Source organism: Bradyrhizobium sp. ORS 278, assembly GCF_000026145.1.
Classification (GTDB): domain Bacteria; phylum Pseudomonadota; class Alphaproteobacteria; order Rhizobiales; family Xanthobacteraceae; genus Bradyrhizobium.
In genome coordinates this window covers 4915621-4936600 of the sequence record NC_009445.1, presented here as the reverse complement: position 1 = coordinate 4936600, position 20980 = coordinate 4915621, and the positions used below count along the sequence as shown (strand labels likewise).

Genomic DNA, 20980 nt, shown 5'->3' with positions numbered 1-20980 from the left:
AGGCCGAGACGAGCCGCTCGCACAAGCGGCGCAGAGCAATGCCTGCTCAGCTGCGCTCGGGATAGCCGTGCAGCATCAGCCGGTCGGAGCGCACCTCCCAGCGTTCCAGACGGTCGAGGAAGCTCATGCCGAGCAGATTGGTCTTCATCTGGCCGTGGGGCACGACCAGCGCGGGCACTGAGCGCTCCACCAGCTTGCCGATCGCGAGCCGATCCAGCGTCAGCCGCGCCGCCTTGGTATGACCGCCTGCGGTCTCGACGTCGACATCGTAGTCGAGCAGCTCGAGCGGCAGGCCCGCGGCCTTGGCCGTCTCCCAGGTCAGCACCACCGAGGTGGCGCCGGTGTCGACCACCATCGGCGCGGCGACGCCGTTGATCTTGGCGCGCAGCGCGAACTCGCCGCCCCGCGTGCGCTCGATCTCGACCGCGTTGGTCGGCGGACCCGCTTTGGCCCTGAAGGCGCGGCTGCGGAGCATGCTCGAGACGGTGTCGCTGGCCAGCGCCGCCTGCTCGGGATCCTTGTAGACGATCACGGCGCTCGCGGTGACCACCATCGTGAGGAGAACCAAGGCGACCTTGTTCATGCCTTGCCTCCGATGTGGCAGGAGTCGCTCAGTCGCGCTTGCGCGCCATCGCGGGCAATCCGGCGTCGTGCATGCGCAGGGGCAGCCCGTCCATCACGGCGAGCCGCTCGTCGCGCGACATGCGTCCCCAGCGCGCAATCTCCGGCAGCGTGCGGCCGCAGCCGAAGCACAGCTTCGTCTTGGGGTCGATCAAGCAGACGGCAATGCAGGGGGAATCCTGGCTCATGCCGCGAGTTGAAAAGGTTCTGGTCCGGCTTTGCAAGGTCAATCATCTCACAGTCCCGTTCCGGCATTCATGATCGGTTTGCGCAGCAGCCGCCGCTTCTCCTGAGCGGGCGCGGTGGCAGGATCCGGTTGCAGCGGCGGCGCCTCGTCGGACAGCGGCGCCAGCGCCGACATCACGCGCTCGGGCGGGAAGGTGACGATCACCTCGGTGCCGATGCGGACCTTCGATTTCAGCGTGAACGTGCCGCCATGCATCTCGATCAGGTTCTTGGCGATCGGAAGCCCCAGGCCCGCGCCTTGTTCGGCTGACTTGATCGAATTCGAGCCCTGGCCGAACGAGGCGAGCACGATCGGGATCTCGTTCTCCGGGATGCCGGAGCCGGTGTCCTTGACGCTGAGATATTGCCCGCCGGACGCCGTCCAGCCCGCCTTCAGCCAGATCTCGCCGCCCTGCGGCGTGAACTTGATGGCGTTGGACAGCAGGTTCAGCACGACCTGGCGGATCGCGCGCTCGTCGGCCCACAGACGCGGCATTTTCTGCTCGAACACCTCGTGGATGGTGATGCCGCGGCTCGAGGCGCGCAGCTTGAGCAGATGATGGCAGTCCGCGATCACATGCACCAGCGCCACCGCTTCCTCGTTAAGCTCGTAGCGGCCGGCCTCGATGCGCGAGAGGTCGAGGATCTCGTTGATCAAATTGAGCAGGTGGACGCCGGAATTGTGGATGTCGGCCGAGTATTCCTTGTAGACCGGCACCGCATGGGCGCCGAAGATCTCGCTCTTCATCACCTCGGAGAAGCCGAGAATGGCGTTCAGCGGCGTGCGCAGCTCGTGGCTCATCTGGGCGAGGAAGCGCGATTTGGCGACATTGGCCGCTTCGGCGCGGTAGCGTGCCTCGTCGGAGATCGCCTTGGCCTGCTCGAGCTCGCCGATCAGCGCATCCTTCTCGGCGCGCGCCTCGAGCGTGGCCAGCGTGGTCGAATGCAGCTGATGCGCGAGCAGCACGAAATAGCCTTCGGCCGCGACGGCAAATCCGGCAAGCAGATAATTGTCGAACGTGCCCGACAGCGCGAGGCTCAGCGTGATCGCGACCGTCACCGGCGCGGTCACCGCGACGGCTGCCACTGGCAGGTTCGCTGCGAGCATGCTGGACACGGCGATGACCAGCAGCATCAGGAACATCATCAGCGTGCCCGACACCTCCGCCAGCGCGGGGTGGATCAGGATCGCCATCCAGCACACGCCGTAGAGCAGGTCGAGCAGCACGAAGCGGGTCCGCCAGCGCCGCGTCGCCGCCAGCGATGGCTGGTCGGCCAGGAAGTTCGAGCAGTTGCGCACGATCGCGGCGTGGATGCAGAGCACGCCGAGCGTCCAGGCGCCCGCGGCGACCGCGTGCAGCCAGACGCTCAGCATCATGCCGGTCGCGACGACCAGCAGCATCACGATGTAGGAGGCGGAGATGCGGGTCTGCGCATATTGGCGCAGCAGCTCGCGGTCGAAGGCCGGCCGCGTTCCCGATGTCGACGTTAACCGGTCGCGCGCCTCGCGCACCCGCTGCTGCGCCGCCCGGCGCTGGCTGACCGGCGCGAGCGCCGGCGCATCGGCCGGAAGCTCGACGATCTCGGGCTTTTCCGCGGGTTTACTCATCAACAACACAAATCCTGCCCGGGGCCGCACGGGCTGCTTTCTGCATCGTCTATAACTGGCTCCAAATCCTTAAGACGGATTATAGACAACGAAAAATTTGCGTTAACCGCGCGTTAAAATTAACCATTGTGGCGCGGCGCGAGGCCTGCCGCGCGGAGCCGCCGCCAGCCGATCACGAGGCCGGTGACACTGAAGACAAAGCCCGTGATGCACAGGCCGACGATGAGGAGCGTGCGCAGCGTGGCGTGCGCGAGCAGCGTCGGAAAGTCGAGCGTGTGCAGCGCCTGGTAGAGCCAGCGATAGGCGCGTCGCGACGGATCGAGCTTCTCCAGCGCCGCGCCCGAGGCGGCATCGACGTGGTACCAGGTGTCGCCGCAGACGACGCGATGGATCGGTGCGCCTGGCACATCCGATGCAAACGGATAGTCGTCGCCGGGCTCGACCTCGATCGATCGCGCGCAGTCGCCGCGCAGCCGGACCGCCACGGCATTGATCTCGGCGGGCTGCAGGAAGCGGCCGACGACGTGCCAGGACGGGCCGTCGCGCATCGAGATCTGCTGCTGGCGCAGTGCGCGGCGCGTGCGTTGATGCAGTCGCCCGCCGAATGCGAACCATTCGATCTCGCGGACCTCGCCGGTCACTGCGGGGGCAGCCGAGAGCTGCGTCCAATCCACGGCGCCGACAAGGATGGCATCCTCGACGCGCGTGAGCAGGCCGGTCGCAAACAGCCGGCCGTGATCCATCGACAGCCAGCCGCTGACCATCCAGGTCAGCACGAATTGCATGCAGACGAGGCCCATCCAATGATGCCACAGGTGCCAGCCGCGGTAGCGCAAGACGGGTCGTGCCTTGCGGAGCCGCAGCCTGAGGGGCCCGAGCAGGGCGCCGGTCACAGCGGCCATGACGGCCGCGAGGGACAGCCACCACACCGTCACGTTCCATGCGGCCCAGTCCTTGCGCAGCACTGTCGGATAGATCCAGTGCACGACGCTGCCGAGATAATTCCAGCGGCGTTCGAAGCCGGTCGTGTCGAGCACCACCTCGCCGGTCCGCGCGGAGACATAGAGGTCAGTCGCGTCGGCATCGTTCAGCGCGATGCGGTAGAGCGGCCGATGCGCATCGAACCGGTTCGGCACCGTCCATTGATCATAATCGTCGTGCGCGGCGACCGCGGCCTTGTCGGCGCGGAACCCCCGCTGCTGTGCCGTTACGCGGGCGATGGACAGCGCGAGATCGCTGTCGCCGATATCGGCCGCTGCCAGCGTGTCGGCATGAATGGCCACGTTCCGGTCGGCCGCGGAGATCACATAAACGGGCCCATCCGCGCGCTGCCAAAGCCGGATCCTGCGGGGGTGATCGACGCCGCTCACGCCGACGGCGTCCGCCGGACTGTGGAGCGACGTCGCCAGATCGAGCGCCGCGAGGCCTGCGAAGCGCTCGCTCTCGGTCTGTGCCGGAAACGGCACGAAGTGCATCACGATGCCGGTGGCGAACCACAGCACGAACAGCGGAGCCAGGGGAATGCTGAGCCAGCGATGCGTGGGGATCAGCGCCCGGATCATGCCGCCTCAGAATTTGAACGAGGCTTCGACCTCGTAGGTGCGGGGCGCGCCGAGGAAGATCTGGTCGGGATAGAACGGATCGCTCCAGGCAGCGTAGCGCCTGTCGGTGACGTTGCGGACGCGAAAGGCGAGACGGGTGCTGGTTGCGGTGGCGAACAGCGGCACCTTCGGCAGGTCGATGAAGGCGAACAGGTCCGCGGTGGTGTAGGCGAGCAGCTTCACGGTGTTGGCATCGGTGCTCCAGCGGTCGCCGACATGGCGCACTGAGAAGCCGAGCTCGACCGGCCACCAGGCGGGATTGAGGAAGCGGTAGGAGCCGCCGCCATTGACGATCACGGCGGGGATGTTCGGCGGCGTGTGGCCGGAGAAGGAGCCGCCGCCGGCGAGATCATAGTCGGCGTAGCGCGCGCGGACATAGGCGACGTTACCCCATAGCTTGCTCTCCGGCGTCGGCCGCACGGCGGCGGCGAGCTCGACGCCCTGCGACCTCACCTTGCCGGCGAAATTGAGTTGCTGGCCGGCCTGGGCGCTGTAGACGTTGTGGCGCGCGATGTCGAACGCCGAGAAGGTCCATTCGGCGCGGCCGTTCCAGGTGAGCTGCTTGACGCCGGTTTCGTAGCTGCGGGAGTCCGAGAGCGTGAGGTTCTGCGTTGGGCTCAGCAGAAAGATGCTGTCCGCCGAGATATCGGTCGCCGTTGCATATTGGCTGTAGAAGGTCGTGCCCGGCAGCGCTTCCCAGGTATATCCGATGCGGCCGGTGACCGGCTGCCAGCTCTTCGAATAGGGGAATCCGTTTTTCACCACGCCGTTCATGTCGGTTGAATTGCGATCGAGCGTGAATGGATTGTAGCGGAGGCCGCCGACGAGGGCGAAGGTGTCGGTCAGCTTCAGCCGGTCCTCGAGGTTGAATGCGACGCTGTCGATGGTGGCTGTCTGCATTTGCGTTGTGAGACTGCCGAACACGCCTCGGTCGAACCCGACGAGCGGCACCGTGTCGTGAAAGAAATTCGCCGCGCCGGGCCGCGTGAAGTCGGTATGTGAGCTCTCGACCAAGCCAATGAGGCGGTTGGCGAGGCCGAAGATGCTTCCGTTCCACGTCACGTCGGTGAGGTTGCCGAGGATGTCATGGTTGTGGTGGACGAAGAAGCGCTCGCGGTCGACCACATTGGTGTCCGCATTGAACGCCGAGACCTCGTTGTTGTACCAGTCGCGGCTGGCATTGTAGTTGTAGATTTGGCTCCGCAGGGTAACCGCATTGTTCAGGTCCCATTCGAAGCCGCTGCGGACCCACGACTCCTTGATCGTCTTGTGACCGTCGACCACATTGTAATTGGTCGACAGCGTACGGCGGTCGATCGTGACGGCGTCGAGAGTGCTGCCGTTGTAGGCGGATATCTTGCTGCCCGAGACGATGCCGGCGGTCGCATTGGTGCCGCTGTCGGCTGCCGGCACCAGCGGCGTGCCTTCATAGGGCTTGGCCTTGTAGTCCTTGAACTCGGCGGCCACGAAGGTCCGGAAGCTGTCGGACAGGCGGTAGTTCAACTGGCCGGACACGTGGACATTCTTGAACTCGGTGTCGGCGATGAAGCCGACTTCCTTGGTCCGGCTGATGTCGAAGCGATAGTCGAGCTCTTGCACGCTCGTGCTGCCGCCGGAGCCGAAGCCGCTGCGAAAGCTGCCGCGCTGGTCGAAGCCGACGAAGGCCTCGTTCTGCACCGGCCCGGTGTGCGGGGTCTTGGTGACGAAATTGATGGTGCCGCCCACGGCGCCCTGGCCCGAACTCAGGGAGGAGGGGCCCTTGAGAAACTCGACGCGGTCGAGATTGAAGGTCTCCATCGTCAGCGCGGTGAAACCGGTCGGTCCGATGTTGATGCCGTTGTAGAGCACGTTGACCTGGTTGCCCTGGAATCCACGCATCGCATAGCCGACGTCGTTCGGCGCATCGCCGGCGCTCACGCCGCTCGCGCCTTTCACCGCATCGACCGTCGTGTGGTAGCCCTGCTCGCGCAGCGTCTCGCTACCGACCACCTCGACCGCCGCGGGCACCTCGCGCGCCGTGAGGCCGAGCCGGCTGCCGGCCGCCGGGACGGTGTTGCTGTTGAGCGGCGTTCCGGCCGAGACGGAGGAGGGAGCGGACGGACCAGCCGCCTGCGATGCCGTCGTCGCGCGCCGCGGCGCTGTCCGCGCCGTTGGAGGGACAGTCTGTGCCGACGATGGCGTTCGGCGGGCTGCCGGCGATCGGCGCGGCGCTTCGACCGTCACGTCGGGAAGCAAGGTGTCGCTTGCGGCCCGCCTGTCCTGCGCTTTGGCAGGGGTCATCGTTGCGAAACCCGCCACCACCACACCCGCCAACGACACTGAACCCCAGAAATCCCCCGCGCTCATTTCGACTCCCACCACGGTGACCGGCCAGCCGGCCTCCGCGTCCCCTCATGTTCCCGATGACCAGGACGACAGTTAGCCGATCTGCCAAATTATGTAACGTTATAACATTACTATTTTGACGCTCCTTGGGGAGCGTCTTACCCACCTATACTGCGAACGATTATCGATCGCAGAAAATTACAGGGAGTCGCATGAGCGCACAATTGCTGGCTGTGGCGCGCGTGCCGACACGTCTGCTGCGTGGTGTTAGAGCCCGTCGCGGGAACCGCGGGCAGCGTCTCCGGTGGCAAAGTCAAGCCGCACATCTCACACAACATCAATCAAGGGTTGTAAAAACAAAGTGTTTTCCGTTCTACAAGTAGCGGCTTCCCATGAATCACAATTTTTGATTGTTTTCCCGTGCCGTTACCAATTTAGGCGACGACAATTACTCAGATATTTTTCCTCAATTCTTATGGAGAAGTGGCAATGGCTTCAACGAGCAATCTTCCCATTGGTTTTGTTTGTATGTTCGCAGGAGATCTCTCGGTCTCTACTGTTAGATCGGCCTTGATCGCCGCCGGCTGGCTGCCGTGCGACGGCTCATCCTATGCAACCTCGCAATATGCCGCTCTCTATACGGCGATCGGCAACGCTCACGGCGGATCAGGCGGCAATTTCAACGTTCCGAACCTCACGGGACGATTCGTGCGGGGGACGACGGCGACCGCTACCATTGACCCCGACGCTGGGACGCGGACCGCGGCCGCTCCAGGGGGCGCGACGGGCAATGCCGTCGGATCGCTTCAGGCGGGTGCGACCGCCCTTCCGACCAATCCCTGGGTTCTCGCGCAGGATGGCGATCATTTCCATGCCTATCAGCATCTCGACACCAACATGCATGAGGTGTGGAGCGGCAGCACCGACAGCATGGCGCGATGGTCCACCACGGTGACGATCGGGGCGGCGGGCGGTCACTTCCACACCATGTCTGGCGGGGACCCGGCGACGCTGCCGGTCAATGCGGCGCTCTATTGGGTGATCCGGGCGAGCGCCGCGCCGGCCGCCGCGCAGACGCCGGCCGGCGCAATTGCCGCGTTCGGCGCGAGCCTCGCCACGCAGAGCCCCACAGGCTGGATCTACTGCAATGGCATGCCGCAGGCGATCAGTGCGAGCAGTCCGGCCTTCGCCAACACGCTCGGCTCGAACTTCGGCGGCGACGGGGTCTCGGTGTTCAACGTGCCTGATCTGCGCGGGCAGTTTTTGCGCGGCACCAGCCACGGCACCGGCCGCGACCCCAATGCGTCCATTCGCTATGCGCTGCTGGGCGGCGGCAATACGGGAGATGCGGTGGGCTCAGCCCAGCATTACTCGACCGCCAACGGCGTCATCCCCATCAGCGTCGCGGCCACCGGTGACCACACCCACGCTCAGGCCCTGGTGCCCGCCAATGATCACCATGCCGCCTATGGCGCCTCAGGTCCCGCAGCCTACAACACCATGGAATGGACCGACGACTGGACGAACACTACGAAGGCGGGCGCCCACACCCATAGCGTCACCGGCGGCGACAAGGAGACGCGGCCGGTCAACATCTATCTCGACTGGTTCATCGCCAATGACGTCATTCCCGATGCGCCGCCGATCGGCTCGGTCACGGCCTATGGCGGTGACGTTACCTCGATCGACAACCTGACCTCTTTGCTGGCCGATGGCTGGCTGCCCTGCGTCGGGCAAAAGCTCAAGAAGAACGACCCAACCTATGCCGCGCTCTACAAGGTGATCGGGGCCACCTTCGGGCAGGACAATCTCAACTTCTACCTGCCCGACCTCAGGGGCTACTTCGTCATGGGGGCGGGCCAGGCGAAAGTGGGCGCCATCCAGGCGCAGTCGACCACCTGCCAGCCGATCACACCCTTCACGACGACACCGATCGGCGATCACACCCATCAGGTGACGGGCATCCCCACCGACACCCACACGATCGACGTCGTCGCAGGCTGGGATCTCGCCGAGAACAATCCGAACACCACTGCCTCGACGGTTGCCGGCAACCACTCCCACCAGATCGTCGCGGGGGGCGACGCGGAGTCGCGGCCTGTCAACATCAACGTCGACTACATCATCCGCTTCAAGTAGCGGAATGGACCCGATGGCCGCCGCAAGCGGCGGCCATCGTTTTCCGATCTCGGCGGCCCGTGCCGGCTCACTTCTCCAGCCGCGCCAGCAGGCTCGACGTGTCCCAGCGCTTGCCGCCGAGCTTCTCGACTTCGGAGTAGAACTGGTCGACCAGCGCGGTCACCGGCAAATGGGCGCCGTTGCGACGGGCTTCGTTGAGGCAGATCGACAGGTCCTTCCGCATCCATTCGACAGCGAAACCAAAATCGTATTTGCCGTCGTTCATGGTCTTGTAGCGGTTCTCCATCTGCCAGGACTGCGCGGCACCCTTGGAGATGGTCTCGATGACGGCGGGGACGTCGAGGCCCGACTTCTTGGCGAAGTGGATGCCTTCGGAGAGGCCCTGCACGAGGCCGGCGATGCAGATCTGGTTGACCATCTTGGTCAGCTGGCCTGAGCCGGCCGGCCCGAGCAGCTTGCACATGCGCGCATAAGCCGCGATCACCGGCTCGGCGCCGGCATAGGCGTCCTGGGTGCCGCCGCACATGACGGTGAGCACGCCGTTCTCGGCGCCGGCCTGGCCGCCCGACACCGGCGCATCGACGAATTTGAAGCCAGCCTTGGTGGCTGCGGCGTCGAGCTCGCGTGCCACTTCAGCTGACGCCGTGGTGTGGTCGACGAATGTTGCGCCCTTGGTCATGCCGCCGAAGGCGCCGTCGGGACCGATCGTCACCGAGCGCAGATCGTTGTCGTTGCCGACGCAGCACATCACGAAATCCTGGCCCTCGGCGGCCTGCTTAGGCGTCGGAGCTGTCTTGCCGCCGAACTTGTCGGCCCATTCCTTCGCCTTGGCCGCGGTGCGGTTGTACACCGTCACCTCGTGACCACCCTTCTTCACGAGATGTCCCGCCATGGGGAAACCCATGACGCCGAGACCGATGAAAGCGACTTTAGCCATGTGAGCTACCTTGCCCTTGGGGTTCTGCCGACGGCCTCGATCGGGCCGGGCTGTTCTTGAATGGAACACCTCAGCATCCGGCGCAGGGGCGCGGCGGGCTGCTGGACGCCGCACCATAACGGCTTGCGAGACGGGGGCAACGGCTTCGTGACGGATGCGCAGGCGCCCCGCCATGCTAAAGAGACGTGGTCACGATGGCTTGCAAAGCTGTCATCCGGCAACAAAATCGGTAAGACCAACGAACCAGCCAGGGAGTGTCTCACATGGGCGTCAGCGTCGGCGTGCTCGATCATTTCAACATCCGGACCCGCAACCTCCCGGAGACCGTGCGCTTCTATGAGGACGTGCTCGGGCTGGAGAACGGGGCGCGGCCGAACTTCGCCTTCCCCGGCGCCTGGATGTACAGCGAGGGCCGGCCGGTTGTGCATCTCGTCGACATCTCGGCAACGGAAGAGACGCAGAAGCCGGACTCCGGCGTCGTCCACCACGTGGCCTTCGTTAGCCGCGGCTTCGCCGGCATGAAGGCGCGGCTTGCCGCGAAAAGCATGCCGTTCGAGGCGCGGCAGGTGCCGGGCGGCGAGCTGTGGCAGATCTTCGTGCGCGACCCCAACGGCGTGATGATCGAGCTCAATTACGAGGCGGCCAAGGAGCAGGCCGAGGATGCGCCTGTCGAGAACGCCTCCGACATCGGAACCATGGTGGCGTTTTGAGCTGACCTTCATTATGAAGCAGCGCAACAGGAGGCTGGCGCGATCTTTTCGGCAACGACGGAAGATTGCGTCCGCTCAACAGGATAGGACGCGATGATGTGGCGCGTTCTGAGCTCATTCAGGAGACGCGCCGTGAGCGTGACGCAGCAGCAGGTCATCGAAGCCCTCAAGCGGGTCCGCTCGCCACGCGGCGTGGCGCTGCCCGATGCCGGCGTGCTGTCGCCGATCACTGCCAATGACGGCAAGGTGTTTGTCTCGATCAATGTCGAGGCCAGTGAGGCCCGCGCCTGGGAGGATACAAGGGCGCAGGCCGAGGCGGCCGTGCGCGCCATTCCCGGCGTGACCATGGCGATGATCGCTCTGACGGCCGAGCGTAAGGCGGGTGCACCAGCGGCTCCGCCGCCGCGGCCAGGCGGCGTGCAGCCGGTCGCGGCGCATCGTCCGCATCAGCACCGGAACCAGGCTGATTCGCCGATGTCGCGTCAGGCCCCGATCCCCGGCATTGCCGCCGTCATCGCCGTCGCCTCCGGCAAGGGCGGCGTTGGGAAGTCGACCACCGCGATCAATCTCGCGCTCGGTTTGCGCGATCTCGGCCTCAAAGTCGGTCTGCTCGACGCCGACATCTACGGTCCCTCGGTGCCGCGGCTGACCGGCCTGCAGGAGAAGCCGGAGCTGACGCCCGAAAAGAAGATGATTCCGTTGTCGCGCTTCGGCCTGTCGATCATGTCGATCGGCTTCCTGGTCGATGAAGATTCCGCGCTGGTGTGGCGCGGGCCGATGGTGATGTCGGCGATCAATCAGATGCTGCGCGACGTCGCCTGGGGGACGCTCGATGTGTTGGTGGTGGACATGCCGCCGGGCACCGGCGATGCTCAGCTCACGCTGGCGCAGAACGTTCCGCTGAAGGGCGCGGTGATCGTCTCGACGCCGCAGGACCTGTCGCTGATCGACGCCCGCCGCGGACTTGCGATGTTCCGCAAGGTCAACGTGCCCGTCCTCGGCATCATCGAGAACATGAGCTATTTCCAGTGTCCGGAATGCGGTACGCGCTCCGACATCTTCGGCCATGGCGGCGCGCGCCACGAGGCGGAGCGTCTGGGCGTCCCGTTCCTCGGCGAGATCCCGCTGCACATGGACATCCGCTCGACCTCCGATGCCGGCAGGCCGGTGGTCGAGAGCGAGCCGAGCGGACCGCACGCGACAATCTATCGGACCATCGCATCGGCCGTCCGCGATCAGCTCAAGGGCACGATCGCTGCGGCTTGATGCGCTGCAGCAATCTCCTGCGACCATTGAGCTGTTCGTCATCCCAACGTCGCGTTTTCGCTTAACCGGTTCCGTGCTAAGCCCGGCGCGGATCGCCTTCGACCGTACGCGACCAATCGCGTCGGCGGATAATGTTTTCACGGGAAACGCCCCAACAAGGAGATGCCTTAATATGAAGCGTCGTGATTTTCTGAAGGTCTCGGCAGCGGGTGCCGCGGCGACGGGCGCCATCGCCTCGCCGGCCATCGCGCAGTCGGCGCCGGAGATCAAGTGGCGGTTGACTTCGAGCTTCCCGAAGTCGCTCGACACGATCTATGGCGGCGCCACCGAGCTCGCCAAGTACGTCGCCGAGATGACCGACAACAAGTTCCAGATCCAGGTGTTCGCGGCCGGCGAAATCGTCCCCGGCCTGCAGGCCCTGGATGCGACCTCAAACGGCACCGTCGAGATGTGCCATACGGTGTCGTATTATTACGTCGGCAAGGACCCGACCTTCGCGATCTTCGCCTCGGTGCCGTTCGGCCTGAATGCCCGGCAGCAGAACTCCTGGTTGTACCAGGGCGGCGGCAACGAGCTCGCCAACGAGTTCTACAAGAAGTTCGGTGTCATCGGCTTCCCTTGCGGCAACACCGGCACCCAGATGGGCGGCTGGTTCCGCAAGGAGATCAAGACCGTCGCCGACCTCTCGGGCCTGAAATTCCGCATCGGCGGCATCGCCGGCCAGGTGCTGCAGAAGCTCGGCGTCGTGCCGCAGCAGCTCGCCGGCGGCGACATCTACCCGGCGCTGGAGAAGGGCACGATCGACGCGGCCGAGTGGGTCGGTCCGTATGACGACGAGAAGCTCGGCTTCCAGAAGGTGGCCAAGTACTACTACTATCCGGGCTTCTGGGAGGGCGGTCCGACCGTCCACGCCTACACCAACCTCGACAAGTGGAATTCGCTCCCGAAGAACTACCAGGCGATCCTCACCAACGCGACGATGGCCGCCAACACCTGGATGGCCGCGCGCTACGACCAGCAGAACCCGTCGGCGCTGAAGCGCCTGGTGGCCGGCGGCACCCAGCTTCGCCCGTTCACCAACGAAGTGCTGGAAGCCTGCCTCAAGGCGACCAACGAGCTGTGGGGCGAGATCTCGGCGAAGAACCCCGACTTCAAGAAGTCGATCGACGCCATGCAGGCCTACCGCTCGGATGAATATCTGTGGTGGCAGGTGGCGGAGTACACCTACGACAGCTTCATGATCCGCTCGCGCACCCGCGGCTGATTGCAAGCTTTCGATCGGCGGATAACCCGGAGCCCGGCCTCGCAAGAGGCCGGGCTTTTTGCATTGCGTTGCGACATCGTTTCGCAATGGCACTTCCGCGCAGTTTGATCCACACTGGAACCGCAGGCCTCAGAAGAAGGCCGCCCTTAAGGAAACGAACACATCACCCGAGAGAGGGAAGGACTATGAAGCGGAGAGACTTCATCAAGGTCACCGGGCTCGGCGCGGCCGGCGCCGCCGCGATCGCAGCACCCGCGATCGCGCAATCGATGCCCGAGATCAAATGGCGCATGACCACGAGCTGGCCGAAGACACTCGATACGTTGCACGGCGGCGCCGAGATGATGGCCAAGATGGTCGGCGAGGCCACCGACAACAAATTCCAGATCCAGACCTTCGCCGCCGGCGAGATCGTGCCCGGCCTGCAGGTGCTCGACGCCGTGCAGAACGGCACCGTCGAAATGGGCCACACCGCGTCCTACTACTACTTCGGCAAGGACCCGACCTTCACCTTCGGCTCCTCGGTCCCCTTCGGTCCGAACATGCGCATCAACCAGGCCTGGTACCTGATGGGCGGCGGCAAGGAGATCCTCAACGAGTTCTACAAGAGCTACAACGTCACCTCGCTGCTGGCCGGTAACACCGGCTGCCAGATGGGCGGCTGGTTCCGCAAGGAGGTCAACAGCGTCGACGATCTCAACGGCCTGAAATTCCGCATCGGCGGCTTTGCCGGCCGCGTGATGCAGAAGCTCGGCTGCGTGCCGCAGCAGCTCGCCGGCGGCGACATCTACCCGGCGCTGGAGAAGGGCACGATCGACGCCGCCGAATGGGTGGGACCGTATGACGACGAGAAGCTCGGCCTGTTCAAGGTCGCGCCGCACTACTACTTCCCTGGCTGGTGGGAGGGCGGGCCGATGCTGCTCGCGATGATCAACCTGGAGAAGTGGAACGCGCTGCCAAAACACTATCAGAAGCTTCTCGAGCAGGCCGGCCACTTCGCCAACAACTGGATGATGGCGAAGTACGATTCCGCCAACCCGCTGGCGCTGCGCAAGCTGATCGCCGGCGGCGCCAAGCTGCATCCATTCCCGGCGCCGGTGATGGAGGCCTCGTTCAAGGCGGCCAAGGAGCTGCACGCCGAGGTCGCCGCCACCAATCCCAACTTCAAAAAGGCGCTGGAGTCGCTGACCGCCTATTCCGGCGCCGGCTATTCCTGGTTCCAGGTCGCCGAGGTCGGCTACGACAACTTCATGGCAAGGCGCTCACAGAGCTGAGACGATGGGCGGCGCGCGCGGCGTGCCGGCCGATCATCTCGCGTCGGCGTCCGCCGTTCGCAGGCCATCGCGGCGGCCGTCGCTCATCACGCAGTCGCGCCACACCGGCGTGGTGCAGGCGGCGGGCCATCCGCCGCCGAGCGCCATGAACAGCGCCGCGGTATCGGTCAATCGCGCCGCCTCGGCCTGGACGCGGGCGATCGCCGTGTTGAGATAAGCCTGCTGCGCGTTGAGCACCGTGACCTGGCTGACCTGCCCGAGGCTCAGCTGTTTCTGGACGATGTCGAGTGTGGCGCGAGCGCTGTCCTCGGCCTTGATGGCGGCCTGCACCGCGCGCGCGTCCGCCTGCAGGCTGCGCAGGCTGTCGGCGACGTTCTGCAGCGCCGTGATCACGGCCTGGCGGTACAGCGCGCCGGCCTGGTCGAGCCCGGCCTCCGCCGCTTTCTGCCGATGATACAGCGTGAGGCCGTCGAACACCGTCGCGGTGGCGCTGCCCGCGACGGTGTAGAACAGCGTGCCCGGCGTGAACAGCTCCGCCGCCTTGAAGGCGCTCGATCCGGGATTGGCCGACAGCGTGATGTTGGGCAGCCGCGCCGCGATTGCCACGCCGACCAGCGCGCTGGCCGCGTGCAGATTGGCCTCAGTCGCACGCACGTCGGGCCGCTGCGCCACCAGTGTCGCGGGCAGGCTGATCGGCAAATTGCGTGTCAAAGCGAGATGCTGCAGGTCGAACCGCTCGGTGATCTCGTCGGCGGAGAACTGGCCGGCGAGCGCCGTCAGCAGGTCCCGCTGGATCGCGAGCTGCTTCTGCAGCGGCGGCAAGGTCTGCTCCACCTGCGCCAGCGCGGTCTGCTGCGTCAGCACGTCGACCTGCGCGGCCTGGCCGGCCTGCAATTGCTTCTGGAGGATGCCGAGGATGTCGCGCTCGATTTTGATGATGCGCTCGGTCGCTGCGATCTGGCCGCGCAGCGAGGCCTCCTGGATCGCCGCCGTGACGACGTTGGCCGTCAGCGTCAGATAGGCCGCCTCAAGCTGGAATTGCGCCTGCTCGGCCTGCGCCTCCAGGTTTTCCACGCTGCGCAAGTTCTGGCCCCACAGATCAGGCACGAAGCTGATGGTGAGCTGGGCGGTGTGCAGCGTGTAGCGCGACTGCGCGGGATCGGCCGGTCCCTGCTGCGTGCCCATGTTCGAGGTCTGCTGGTCGGCGGCCGTGTAGTTCGCGCCGAGCTGGGGATAGAACAGCCCGCGCTGGGCCAGCGCGTTTGCGGCTGCGATGCGGATCGCGGCATCGGCGGCGTCGAGCGTCGGGTTGTGTGCCACGGATCGGCGGATCAGCGTGTTGAGCGGGGCCGAGCGGAACGCCGCCCACCAGCGCGCCGGCACATCCGCTCCCGCCTCGAAATGCTGCGCCGGGACACGCGGACCGGAGCGGTCGACCGCGGGCGACGCCAACGGCTCCCGCGTATATCCGCCGACGGCCGGCGGCGCGGGGGTGATGAAATCCGGACCGACCGCGCAGCCGCTCGCGGCGATCGCGAGCGCCAGCGCCAGACAAAAGTGCGCGGTACGCAAGCCGCGGGATGGGACACGATCATGCTGCTGCATCGGCCGGCTCCTATTCCGCGGGCTCGGGAGAGGCCGTGGTGCCGTCATCGACCGGGGCCATCGTATGGTCGTGCGCCAGGAAGATGCGGCGTAGCGCCGGCGCGACGATCAGGAGCAGCAGCGGCCCGATGAACATGCCGCCGACGACCACGGTGGCCAGCGGCCGCTGCACCTGGCTGCCGATGCCGTGCGAAAGCGCGGCCGGAAACAGGCCGACGCCGGCCGACAAAGCGGTCATCAGCATCGGCCGCATGCGCTGCTCCGAGCCGCGAAACACCGCTTCCGCGACGCTCACGCCGGTGGCGCGCAGCTCGCGGAAATAGGTGATGTTGAGGATGCCGTCCATCACGGCCACGCCGAACAGCGAGATGAAGCCGATCGCGGCCGAGATCGAGAAGGCGAGCCCGGCGAGCCACAGCGCGATCAGGCCGCCGGCGATCGCGAAGGGAATGCCGGCCAGCGCCAGCAGGCTGTCGCGCAGCGAGTTGAACAGGCTGTAGAGCAGCACGAAGATCAGGAGCAGCGTGATCGGCACCACGATCAAAAGCCTCGCCTTGGCCGCTTCCAGATTGTCGAACTCGCCCGACCAGACGATGCGATAGCCGGCGGGCGGTTGAACCGCCTGGGCGACACGCTCCTGCGCCTCCTTGACGGTGCTGCCGAGATCGCGGCCGCGCACGCTGAACTTGATCGGGATGTAGCGCTGGCTGAGCTCGCGATAGATAAACAGCGCGCCGGTATCGAGCGAAATGTCGGCGAGCTCCGACAGCGGAATGTAAGCGTTGGCGCCGGACGGCGTCGCGTAGGCGACCTTGATGTCCTTCACCGCGTCGATGCTCCTGCGGAACCTGGCATCGAGCCGCACGGACACCGCGAATGAGCGATCGCCTTCGAGCACCGTCGTCGCATTGGTGCCGGCGAGCGCCGCCTGGATCACGGTGGTGACGTCGCCGGTGTTGAGACCGTAGCGCGCCGCCTTCTCGCGATTGACCTTGATGTTCAGATTGGGCTGGCCGACCAGATGGAAGATGCCGAGATCGGCGACGCCGCGCACCCTCGTCATCTCTTCCATGACCCGCGAGCCGATCTGCTCGAGCACCTCGAGATTCGGGCCGATCACCTTGACCGAGTTCGCGCCCTTCACGCCCGACAGCGCCTCCTCGACATTGTCCTGGATGTACTGCGAGAAGTTGAAGCTGATGCCGGGCAGCTCGGCCGCGAACTCCTGCTGCAGCTGCTCGGTCAGCTTCTCCTTGGTCAGGCCTTCAGGCCATTCGTCGAACGGCTTGATCGGCGCGAACAGCTCGACATTGGAGAACGGCGAGGCGTCGCTGCCATTGTCGGGACGGCCGTGCTGCGACACCACGGTGATGATCTCGGGATGGCGCAGCAGGATCTCGCGCATCTTGCGCGTCGCCTCGGTGCCGGCTTCGAGCGAGATCGTCGGGGGCATCGCGGCGCGGATCCAGAAATTGCCTTCCTCGAGCGCCGGCAGGAATTCGCTGCCGAGCTGGCTCGCCGCCAGCGCGCCGAGCGCGAGAAAGACGAGGCCGCCGGCGACGGTGAGCCGGACATGAGCCAGCGCCCATCGCAGGACCGGTGTATAGACGCGCCGCAGCGCGCGCACGATCACCGTCTCGACCTCCTCGACATGCCGCGGCAGCAGCAGCGCCGCTAGCACGGGCGTGACGGTGAAGGTCGCGAGCAGGGCGCCGGCCAGCGCGTAGCCATAGGTCCGCGCCATTGGGCCGAAGATCTGGCCCTCGACGCCCTGCATCGTGAACAGCGGCACGAACGCCGTCACCGTGATCGCGGCGGTGAAGAACACCGCCTTGTCGACCTGCAGCGCGCTGACGAAGATCATGCGCAGCCGCTCGCTCCAGCGGATCGCGGCCGGATGACCGTGGGTGGCGACGGTGGGATCAGTGCCCCAATAGCCCTCCGAGAGGCGCTGCAGCGTCACCTGCCGCGCCTCCGGCGACGACTGCAGATTGCGAAACACGTTCTCCATCATGATGACCGCGGAGTCGACGATGATGCCGAAATCGACAGCGCCGAGCGAGAGCAGGTTGGCATCCTCGTCGCGCAGCACCAGGATGATGATGGCGAAGAACAGCGCGAACGGAATGTTGGCGCTGACGATCAGCGCGCTGCGCAGATCGCCGAGAAAGATCCATTGGATCGCGAACACCAGCAGGCAGCCGAACACGAGATTGTGCAGCACGGTGTGCGTGGTGACGCCAACCAGGGAGCTGCGATCGTAATACGGCACGACACGGACGCCCGCCGGCAGCGTGCCGTCGGCATTGATCTTGGCGACCTCGGCCTGCACCTTGGGGATGATGTCGTTGGTGTGCTGGGTGCGCCCCATCACCACGATCGCGGCGGCGATGTCGTCGTCTCCGTCCTTGCCGGCAATGCCGAGCCGCGGCACGTAGCCAACCGAGACCTTGGCGACGTCCTTGATCTGGATCGGCAGGCCGCCCGACTGCGTCAGCACGATATTCTCGATGTCGGCGATACGATCGCCCTTGGTGATGTCGTCGGCGCCGCCGGAATCGATCAGCCCGATGCCGCGGATGTTGACCGATTGCTGGCCGATGGTGATCTCGCGGCCGCCGACATTGACGTTGGCATTGCCGAGCGCGGTCACCAGCTGCGGCACCGTGATGTTGTAGGATTCGAGCTTCTGCAGATCGGCATCGACGTTGAACTGCTTGGTGGTGCCGCCCCAGGAATTGATCTGCACGACGCCGGGGATGGTCATCAGCCGCCGCGTCACGACGTAATCCTGCAAGGTGCGCAGGTTGGTCAGGCCGAAATTCGGTGGGCCTATCAGCCGGTAGCGGTAGATCTCGCCGACCAGGCTCGACTGCTGGATGGTGGGGACCAGATTGCCGGGCAGCTGGATGTTCTGCTGGATGCTGTTGGCGGCCTGGGTCAGCGCAAAGTAATAGTCGACGCCGTATTTGAAGGTCACGCGCACGAAGGAGAGGCCGTAGAACGAGGTCGAGCGGATGTTGACGACGCCCGGCGTCGGATAGAGGCCGACCTCCATCGGGATCGTGTAGTACTTCTCCATCTCCTCGGCGGACAGGCCCGGCGCCTGCGCCGTGATCTCCAGGATTACCGGCGCGGGGTTGGGATAGGCCTCGATGTTCAGCCTGACGAAGGCGGCGACGCCGGCGGCGCAGAACACGAGCAGCCCCAGAACGACGATGGCGCTGCGCGTGAGACCGAACTGGATGAGGCTCTTGACCAAGATGATCGACCGAACGCGTGGCGGAGCCGGGTCGCCCGGCTGATGAGAGATTCTAAGACGCGCCGGACGCGGCGTTGGCGAAGGCGTTGCTGAGGAAGATCGCGCCTGTGGTTGCGACCTGCTCGCCGGCGGCGAGTCCTGTCAGGATCTGCCGCCAGCCGTCCTGAGTCAGGCCCACGGTGACGGCGCGGCGGACGAAGCGCTTGCCGTCGGTCGTGACCCAGACGGTCATGCTGCCGTCGCCTTCGCGCACCAGCGCCTCGGCGGGGACCGCGGGCGAGGCGCGTGGCGCCTCGGTCTCGATGCTGAAGCTCGCCAGCATGCCCGCGCGCAGCTTGTGCGCGGGATCGTCGATGACCGAGCGAACCAGCTGGCGGTGCGTCGTCGGATCGATGTTCAGCCCGAGCGTCGTCACCCGTCCCCGGAAGATCTCGCCGGGATAGGCCGGCACGGTGACCTCGACCGGCTGATCGAGCCGGTAGGCCGGCGCGTCGGTCTCGATCACATTGGCGACCATCCACATTGTGGAGAGATCGGCGAGCGTGTAGGGCGCGGGCGACGTGCCGGGCTGGGCATAGATGCCGGGTGCGGCGTTGCGCGCGATGATGCGGCCCGAGATCGGCGAGCGCACGATCAGGATCGAATCGACCTTGCGCTGCGCCAGAATCCGGTCGATCTCGGCGTCGGTCTTGCCGAAGATGCGCACGGCGTCGCGCGCGGCCTTGTAGTTGCCGTCGGCGGTCTGCTGATCCGATGTCGCCTGGTCGACGTCCTTCTGCGCGCCGCCGCCGGCCTTGAGCAACTGCTGCACGCGCGCGAGGGTGCGCGTCTGCAATTCGAGCACGCCGGCCGCCGCGAGCAGGCTCGATTCCGCCTGCAACAGGTCGGGACTGTCGATCGTGAACAGCGCCTCGCCGCGTTTGACCTCGTCGCCGACGTTGAAGAACGTATCGACGATCTTGCCTGCATTCGGCGTAAACGCCTGCACCAGCATGTTCTGATTGAAGTCGATCGAGCCGACGGTGTTTCTGACCACCCGAAAGGCGTGCAGCCCGACGGTCTCGACCTTGAGCGCCTCGACCTGGTGAGGGGTCAGCTCGACGGTCTGCTCGGCGGCGTTGACGGCGGGCGGCGCTTGGACCTCTGCGGGTTTGGTCGCGACAGCCGCTTCGGGGCGCATCGCAAGCCATGCGCCAGCAAGGAGAGCGGCGGGCGCCGCGATGAGAGCCATGAATTTGATCGGAGATGGAGCCACGGCGATGTCCGGTATTCACGTGCACGCAAATGAATGGCGATCCTGTCTGGCGGAGCCCCCGCCGGAACTGGCGATAGCAGAGTTGGCTGACACCAGCCTTACAGGGCCGATGCTGTCCTCCTTCGGCCGGGCTTGCCACGCGCGGGTGCGGTCGGGCATCGTGGCGCGCACGGGCGCACGATCGCGCCTCCATCATCTGAACGTGAGCTGCATGCGTCTGCTGGTCGTCGAAGACAACAACGAGCTGTCCAAGCTGCTGTCGCAGGGGCTCGCCAGCGCCTTCTATCAGGTCGACACCGTGAGCTCGGCCGCCGACGCGCGCGATGCGCTCAACGACATCAGCTATGCCGCGATGATTCTCGATCTCGGCCTCCCCGATGAGGACGGCTTGTCGGTGCTGACCGAGCTGCGTCGCCGCGGCGATCCGCTGCCTGTCATCGTTCTCACCGCGCGCGGCGGACTGCAGGACCGGGTGGGCGGCCTGCGCAGCGGCGCCGATGACTACCTCGTCAAGCCGTTCGCGCTGGAAGAGCTGGTGGCGCGGCTGCAGGCGATCCTGCGCCGTCCCGGACAGCTGCTCGGCCGCTCGCTCGAGCTCGGCAATCTCGTCTACGACACCGAGAGCCGGCAGACCTTCGTGGGCGGTGCGCCGCGCACGCTGTCGGCCCGCGAGCTCTCGGTGCTGGAGATCCTGCTGCGGCGGCAGGGGCGGGTGGTGCCGAAGAAGGCCGTCGAGGATCACATCTTCGGCCTCACCGGCGAGGTCGGCTCCAACGCCGTCGAGGTCTACGTGTCGCGGCTGCGCAAGCAGCTTGCAGAGTATGGCGCGACCGTCGTGATCCATACGATCCGCGGCGTCGGTTACATGATGGCCGCGGAGACCTGAG

15 protein-coding genes are annotated in these 20980 nt (G+C 65.7%); 6 read left to right on the top strand and 9 right to left on the bottom strand.

The features are described from left to right. Positions 1–46: 46 nt before the first annotated feature. The 5 genes from BRADO_RS22075 to BRADO_RS22055 form a co-directional block, all read right to left on the bottom strand. Complete coding sequence (locus tag BRADO_RS22075; RefSeq protein WP_011927570.1) at positions 47–583, bottom strand: TIGR02281 family clan AA aspartic protease; 537 nt, start codon at positions 581–583, stop codon at positions 47–49. 28 nt (positions 584–611) lie between these two features. Continuing rightward, positions 612–809: a DUF1289 domain-containing protein gene (locus tag BRADO_RS22070; protein ID WP_041756792.1), complete on the bottom strand. Its 198-nt coding sequence runs from the start codon at positions 807–809 to the stop codon at positions 612–614. Positions 810–856: 47 nt separating this feature from the next. Further along, positions 857–2455 carry a HAMP domain-containing sensor histidine kinase gene (locus BRADO_RS22065; RefSeq protein WP_011927568.1) on the bottom strand — a complete coding sequence of 533 codons (1599 nt, stop codon included), beginning with the start codon at positions 2453–2455 and terminating at the stop codon, positions 857–859. A gap of 119 nt (positions 2456–2574) precedes the next feature. Beyond that, the gene (locus BRADO_RS22060) at positions 2575–4017 is read right to left on the bottom strand and encodes a PepSY domain-containing protein (protein WP_011927567.1); all 1443 of its coding nucleotides are present in this window, start codon (positions 4015–4017) and stop codon (positions 2575–2577) included. 6 nt (positions 4018–4023) lie between these two features. Next, positions 4024–6402: a TonB-dependent receptor domain-containing protein gene (locus tag BRADO_RS22055; protein ID WP_011927566.1), complete on the bottom strand. Its 2379-nt coding sequence runs from the start codon at positions 6400–6402 to the stop codon at positions 4024–4026. A gap of 468 nt (positions 6403–6870) precedes the next feature. On the opposite strand from BRADO_RS22055, the gene BRADO_RS33360 reads away from it, so the two are divergent. Beyond that, the gene (locus BRADO_RS33360; RefSeq protein ID WP_011927565.1) at positions 6871–8520 is read left to right on the top strand and encodes a tail fiber protein; all 1650 of its coding nucleotides are present in this window, start codon (positions 6871–6873) and stop codon (positions 8518–8520) included. Between the two features lie 67 nt (positions 8521–8587). Here the strand turns inward: BRADO_RS33360 and BRADO_RS22045 are convergent, their stop codons facing one another. After that, positions 8588–9457, bottom strand: coding sequence for an NAD(P)-dependent oxidoreductase (locus tag BRADO_RS22045; protein ID WP_011927564.1), 870 nt, complete (start codon positions 9455–9457; stop codon positions 8588–8590). Between the two features lie 263 nt (positions 9458–9720). Between BRADO_RS22045 and BRADO_RS22040 the strand changes: the two genes are divergently transcribed. The 4 genes from BRADO_RS22040 to BRADO_RS22025 all read left to right on the top strand — a co-directional run bounded on the left by BRADO_RS22040 (position 9721) and on the right by BRADO_RS22025 (position 13971). Then, positions 9721–10167 (top strand): VOC family protein, encoded by a 447-nt coding sequence (locus BRADO_RS22040; protein WP_011927563.1) that lies wholly within the window; start codon positions 9721–9723, stop codon positions 10165–10167. A gap of 132 nt (positions 10168–10299) precedes the next feature. After that, on the top strand, positions 10300–11433 hold the full coding sequence (locus BRADO_RS22035) for an Mrp/NBP35 family ATP-binding protein (RefSeq protein ID WP_041757659.1): 1134 nt from the start codon (positions 10300–10302) through the stop codon (positions 11431–11433). Next, positions 11321–12697: a TRAP transporter substrate-binding protein gene (locus tag BRADO_RS22030; RefSeq protein ID WP_371259342.1), complete on the top strand. Its 1377-nt coding sequence runs from the start codon at positions 11321–11323 to the stop codon at positions 12695–12697. The genes BRADO_RS22035 and BRADO_RS22030 overlap by 113 nt, the downstream gene beginning before the upstream one ends. Positions 12698–12882: 185 nt before the next feature. Then, complete coding sequence (locus BRADO_RS22025; RefSeq protein WP_011927560.1) at positions 12883–13971, top strand: TRAP transporter substrate-binding protein; 1089 nt, start codon at positions 12883–12885, stop codon at positions 13969–13971. Between the two features lie 33 nt (positions 13972–14004). Here the strand turns inward: BRADO_RS22025 and BRADO_RS22020 are convergent, their stop codons facing one another. From BRADO_RS22020 to BRADO_RS22010, 3 genes are read right to left on the bottom strand one after another with little or no spacing between them, the layout of a single operon-like run. After that, a complete protein-coding gene (locus BRADO_RS22020; protein WP_011927559.1) occupies positions 14005–15576 on the bottom strand; it encodes an efflux transporter outer membrane subunit in 1572 nt (523 codons plus the stop codon). Between the two features lie 10 nt (positions 15577–15586). After that, a complete protein-coding gene (locus BRADO_RS22015) occupies positions 15587–18838 on the bottom strand; it encodes an efflux RND transporter permease subunit (RefSeq protein WP_011927558.1) in 3252 nt (1083 codons plus the stop codon). Between the two features lie 52 nt (positions 18839–18890). Next, positions 18891–20069: an efflux RND transporter periplasmic adaptor subunit gene (locus BRADO_RS22010; protein ID WP_244422864.1), complete on the bottom strand. Its 1179-nt coding sequence runs from the start codon at positions 20067–20069 to the stop codon at positions 18891–18893. 235 nt (positions 20070–20304) lie between these two features. Between BRADO_RS22010 and BRADO_RS22005 the strand changes: the two genes are divergently transcribed. Next, positions 20305–20979, top strand: coding sequence for a response regulator transcription factor (locus BRADO_RS22005; protein ID WP_011927556.1), 675 nt, complete (start codon positions 20305–20307; stop codon positions 20977–20979). Position 20980 lies beyond the last annotated feature (1 nt).

Coding starts and splice junctions, on each gene's coding strand:
- BRADO_RS22075 (WP_011927570.1), bottom strand. CDS start 583: ATGAACAAGGTCGCCTTGGTTCTCCTCACGATGGTGGTCACCGCGAGC.
- BRADO_RS22070 (WP_041756792.1), bottom strand. CDS start 809: ATGAGCCAGGATTCCCCCTGCATTGCCGTCTGCTTGATCGACCCCAAG.
- BRADO_RS22065 (WP_011927568.1), bottom strand. CDS start 2,455: ATGAGTAAACCCGCGGAAAAGCCCGAGATCGTCGAGCTTCCGGCCGAT.
- BRADO_RS22060 (WP_011927567.1), bottom strand. CDS start 4,017: ATGATCCGGGCGCTGATCCCCACGCATCGCTGGCTCAGCATTCCCCTG.
- BRADO_RS22055 (WP_011927566.1), bottom strand. CDS start 6,402: ATGAGCGCGGGGGATTTCTGGGGTTCAGTGTCGTTGGCGGGTGTGGTG.
- BRADO_RS33360 (WP_011927565.1), top strand. CDS start 6,871: ATGGCTTCAACGAGCAATCTTCCCATTGGTTTTGTTTGTATGTTCGCA.
- BRADO_RS22045 (WP_011927564.1), bottom strand. CDS start 9,457: ATGGCTAAAGTCGCTTTCATCGGTCTCGGCGTCATGGGTTTCCCCATG.
- BRADO_RS22040 (WP_011927563.1), top strand. CDS start 9,721: ATGGGCGTCAGCGTCGGCGTGCTCGATCATTTCAACATCCGGACCCGC.
- BRADO_RS22030 (WP_371259342.1), top strand. CDS start 11,321: ATGCCGGCAGGCCGGTGGTCGAGAGCGAGCCGAGCGGACCGCACGCGA.
- BRADO_RS22025 (WP_011927560.1), top strand. CDS start 12,883: ATGAAGCGGAGAGACTTCATCAAGGTCACCGGGCTCGGCGCGGCCGGC.
- BRADO_RS22020 (WP_011927559.1), bottom strand. CDS start 15,576: ATGCAGCAGCATGATCGTGTCCCATCCCGCGGCTTGCGTACCGCGCAC.
- BRADO_RS22010 (WP_244422864.1), bottom strand. CDS start 20,069: ATGGCTCTCATCGCGGCGCCCGCCGCTCTCCTTGCTGGCGCATGGCTT.
- BRADO_RS22005 (WP_011927556.1), top strand. CDS start 20,305: ATGCGTCTGCTGGTCGTCGAAGACAACAACGAGCTGTCCAAGCTGCTG.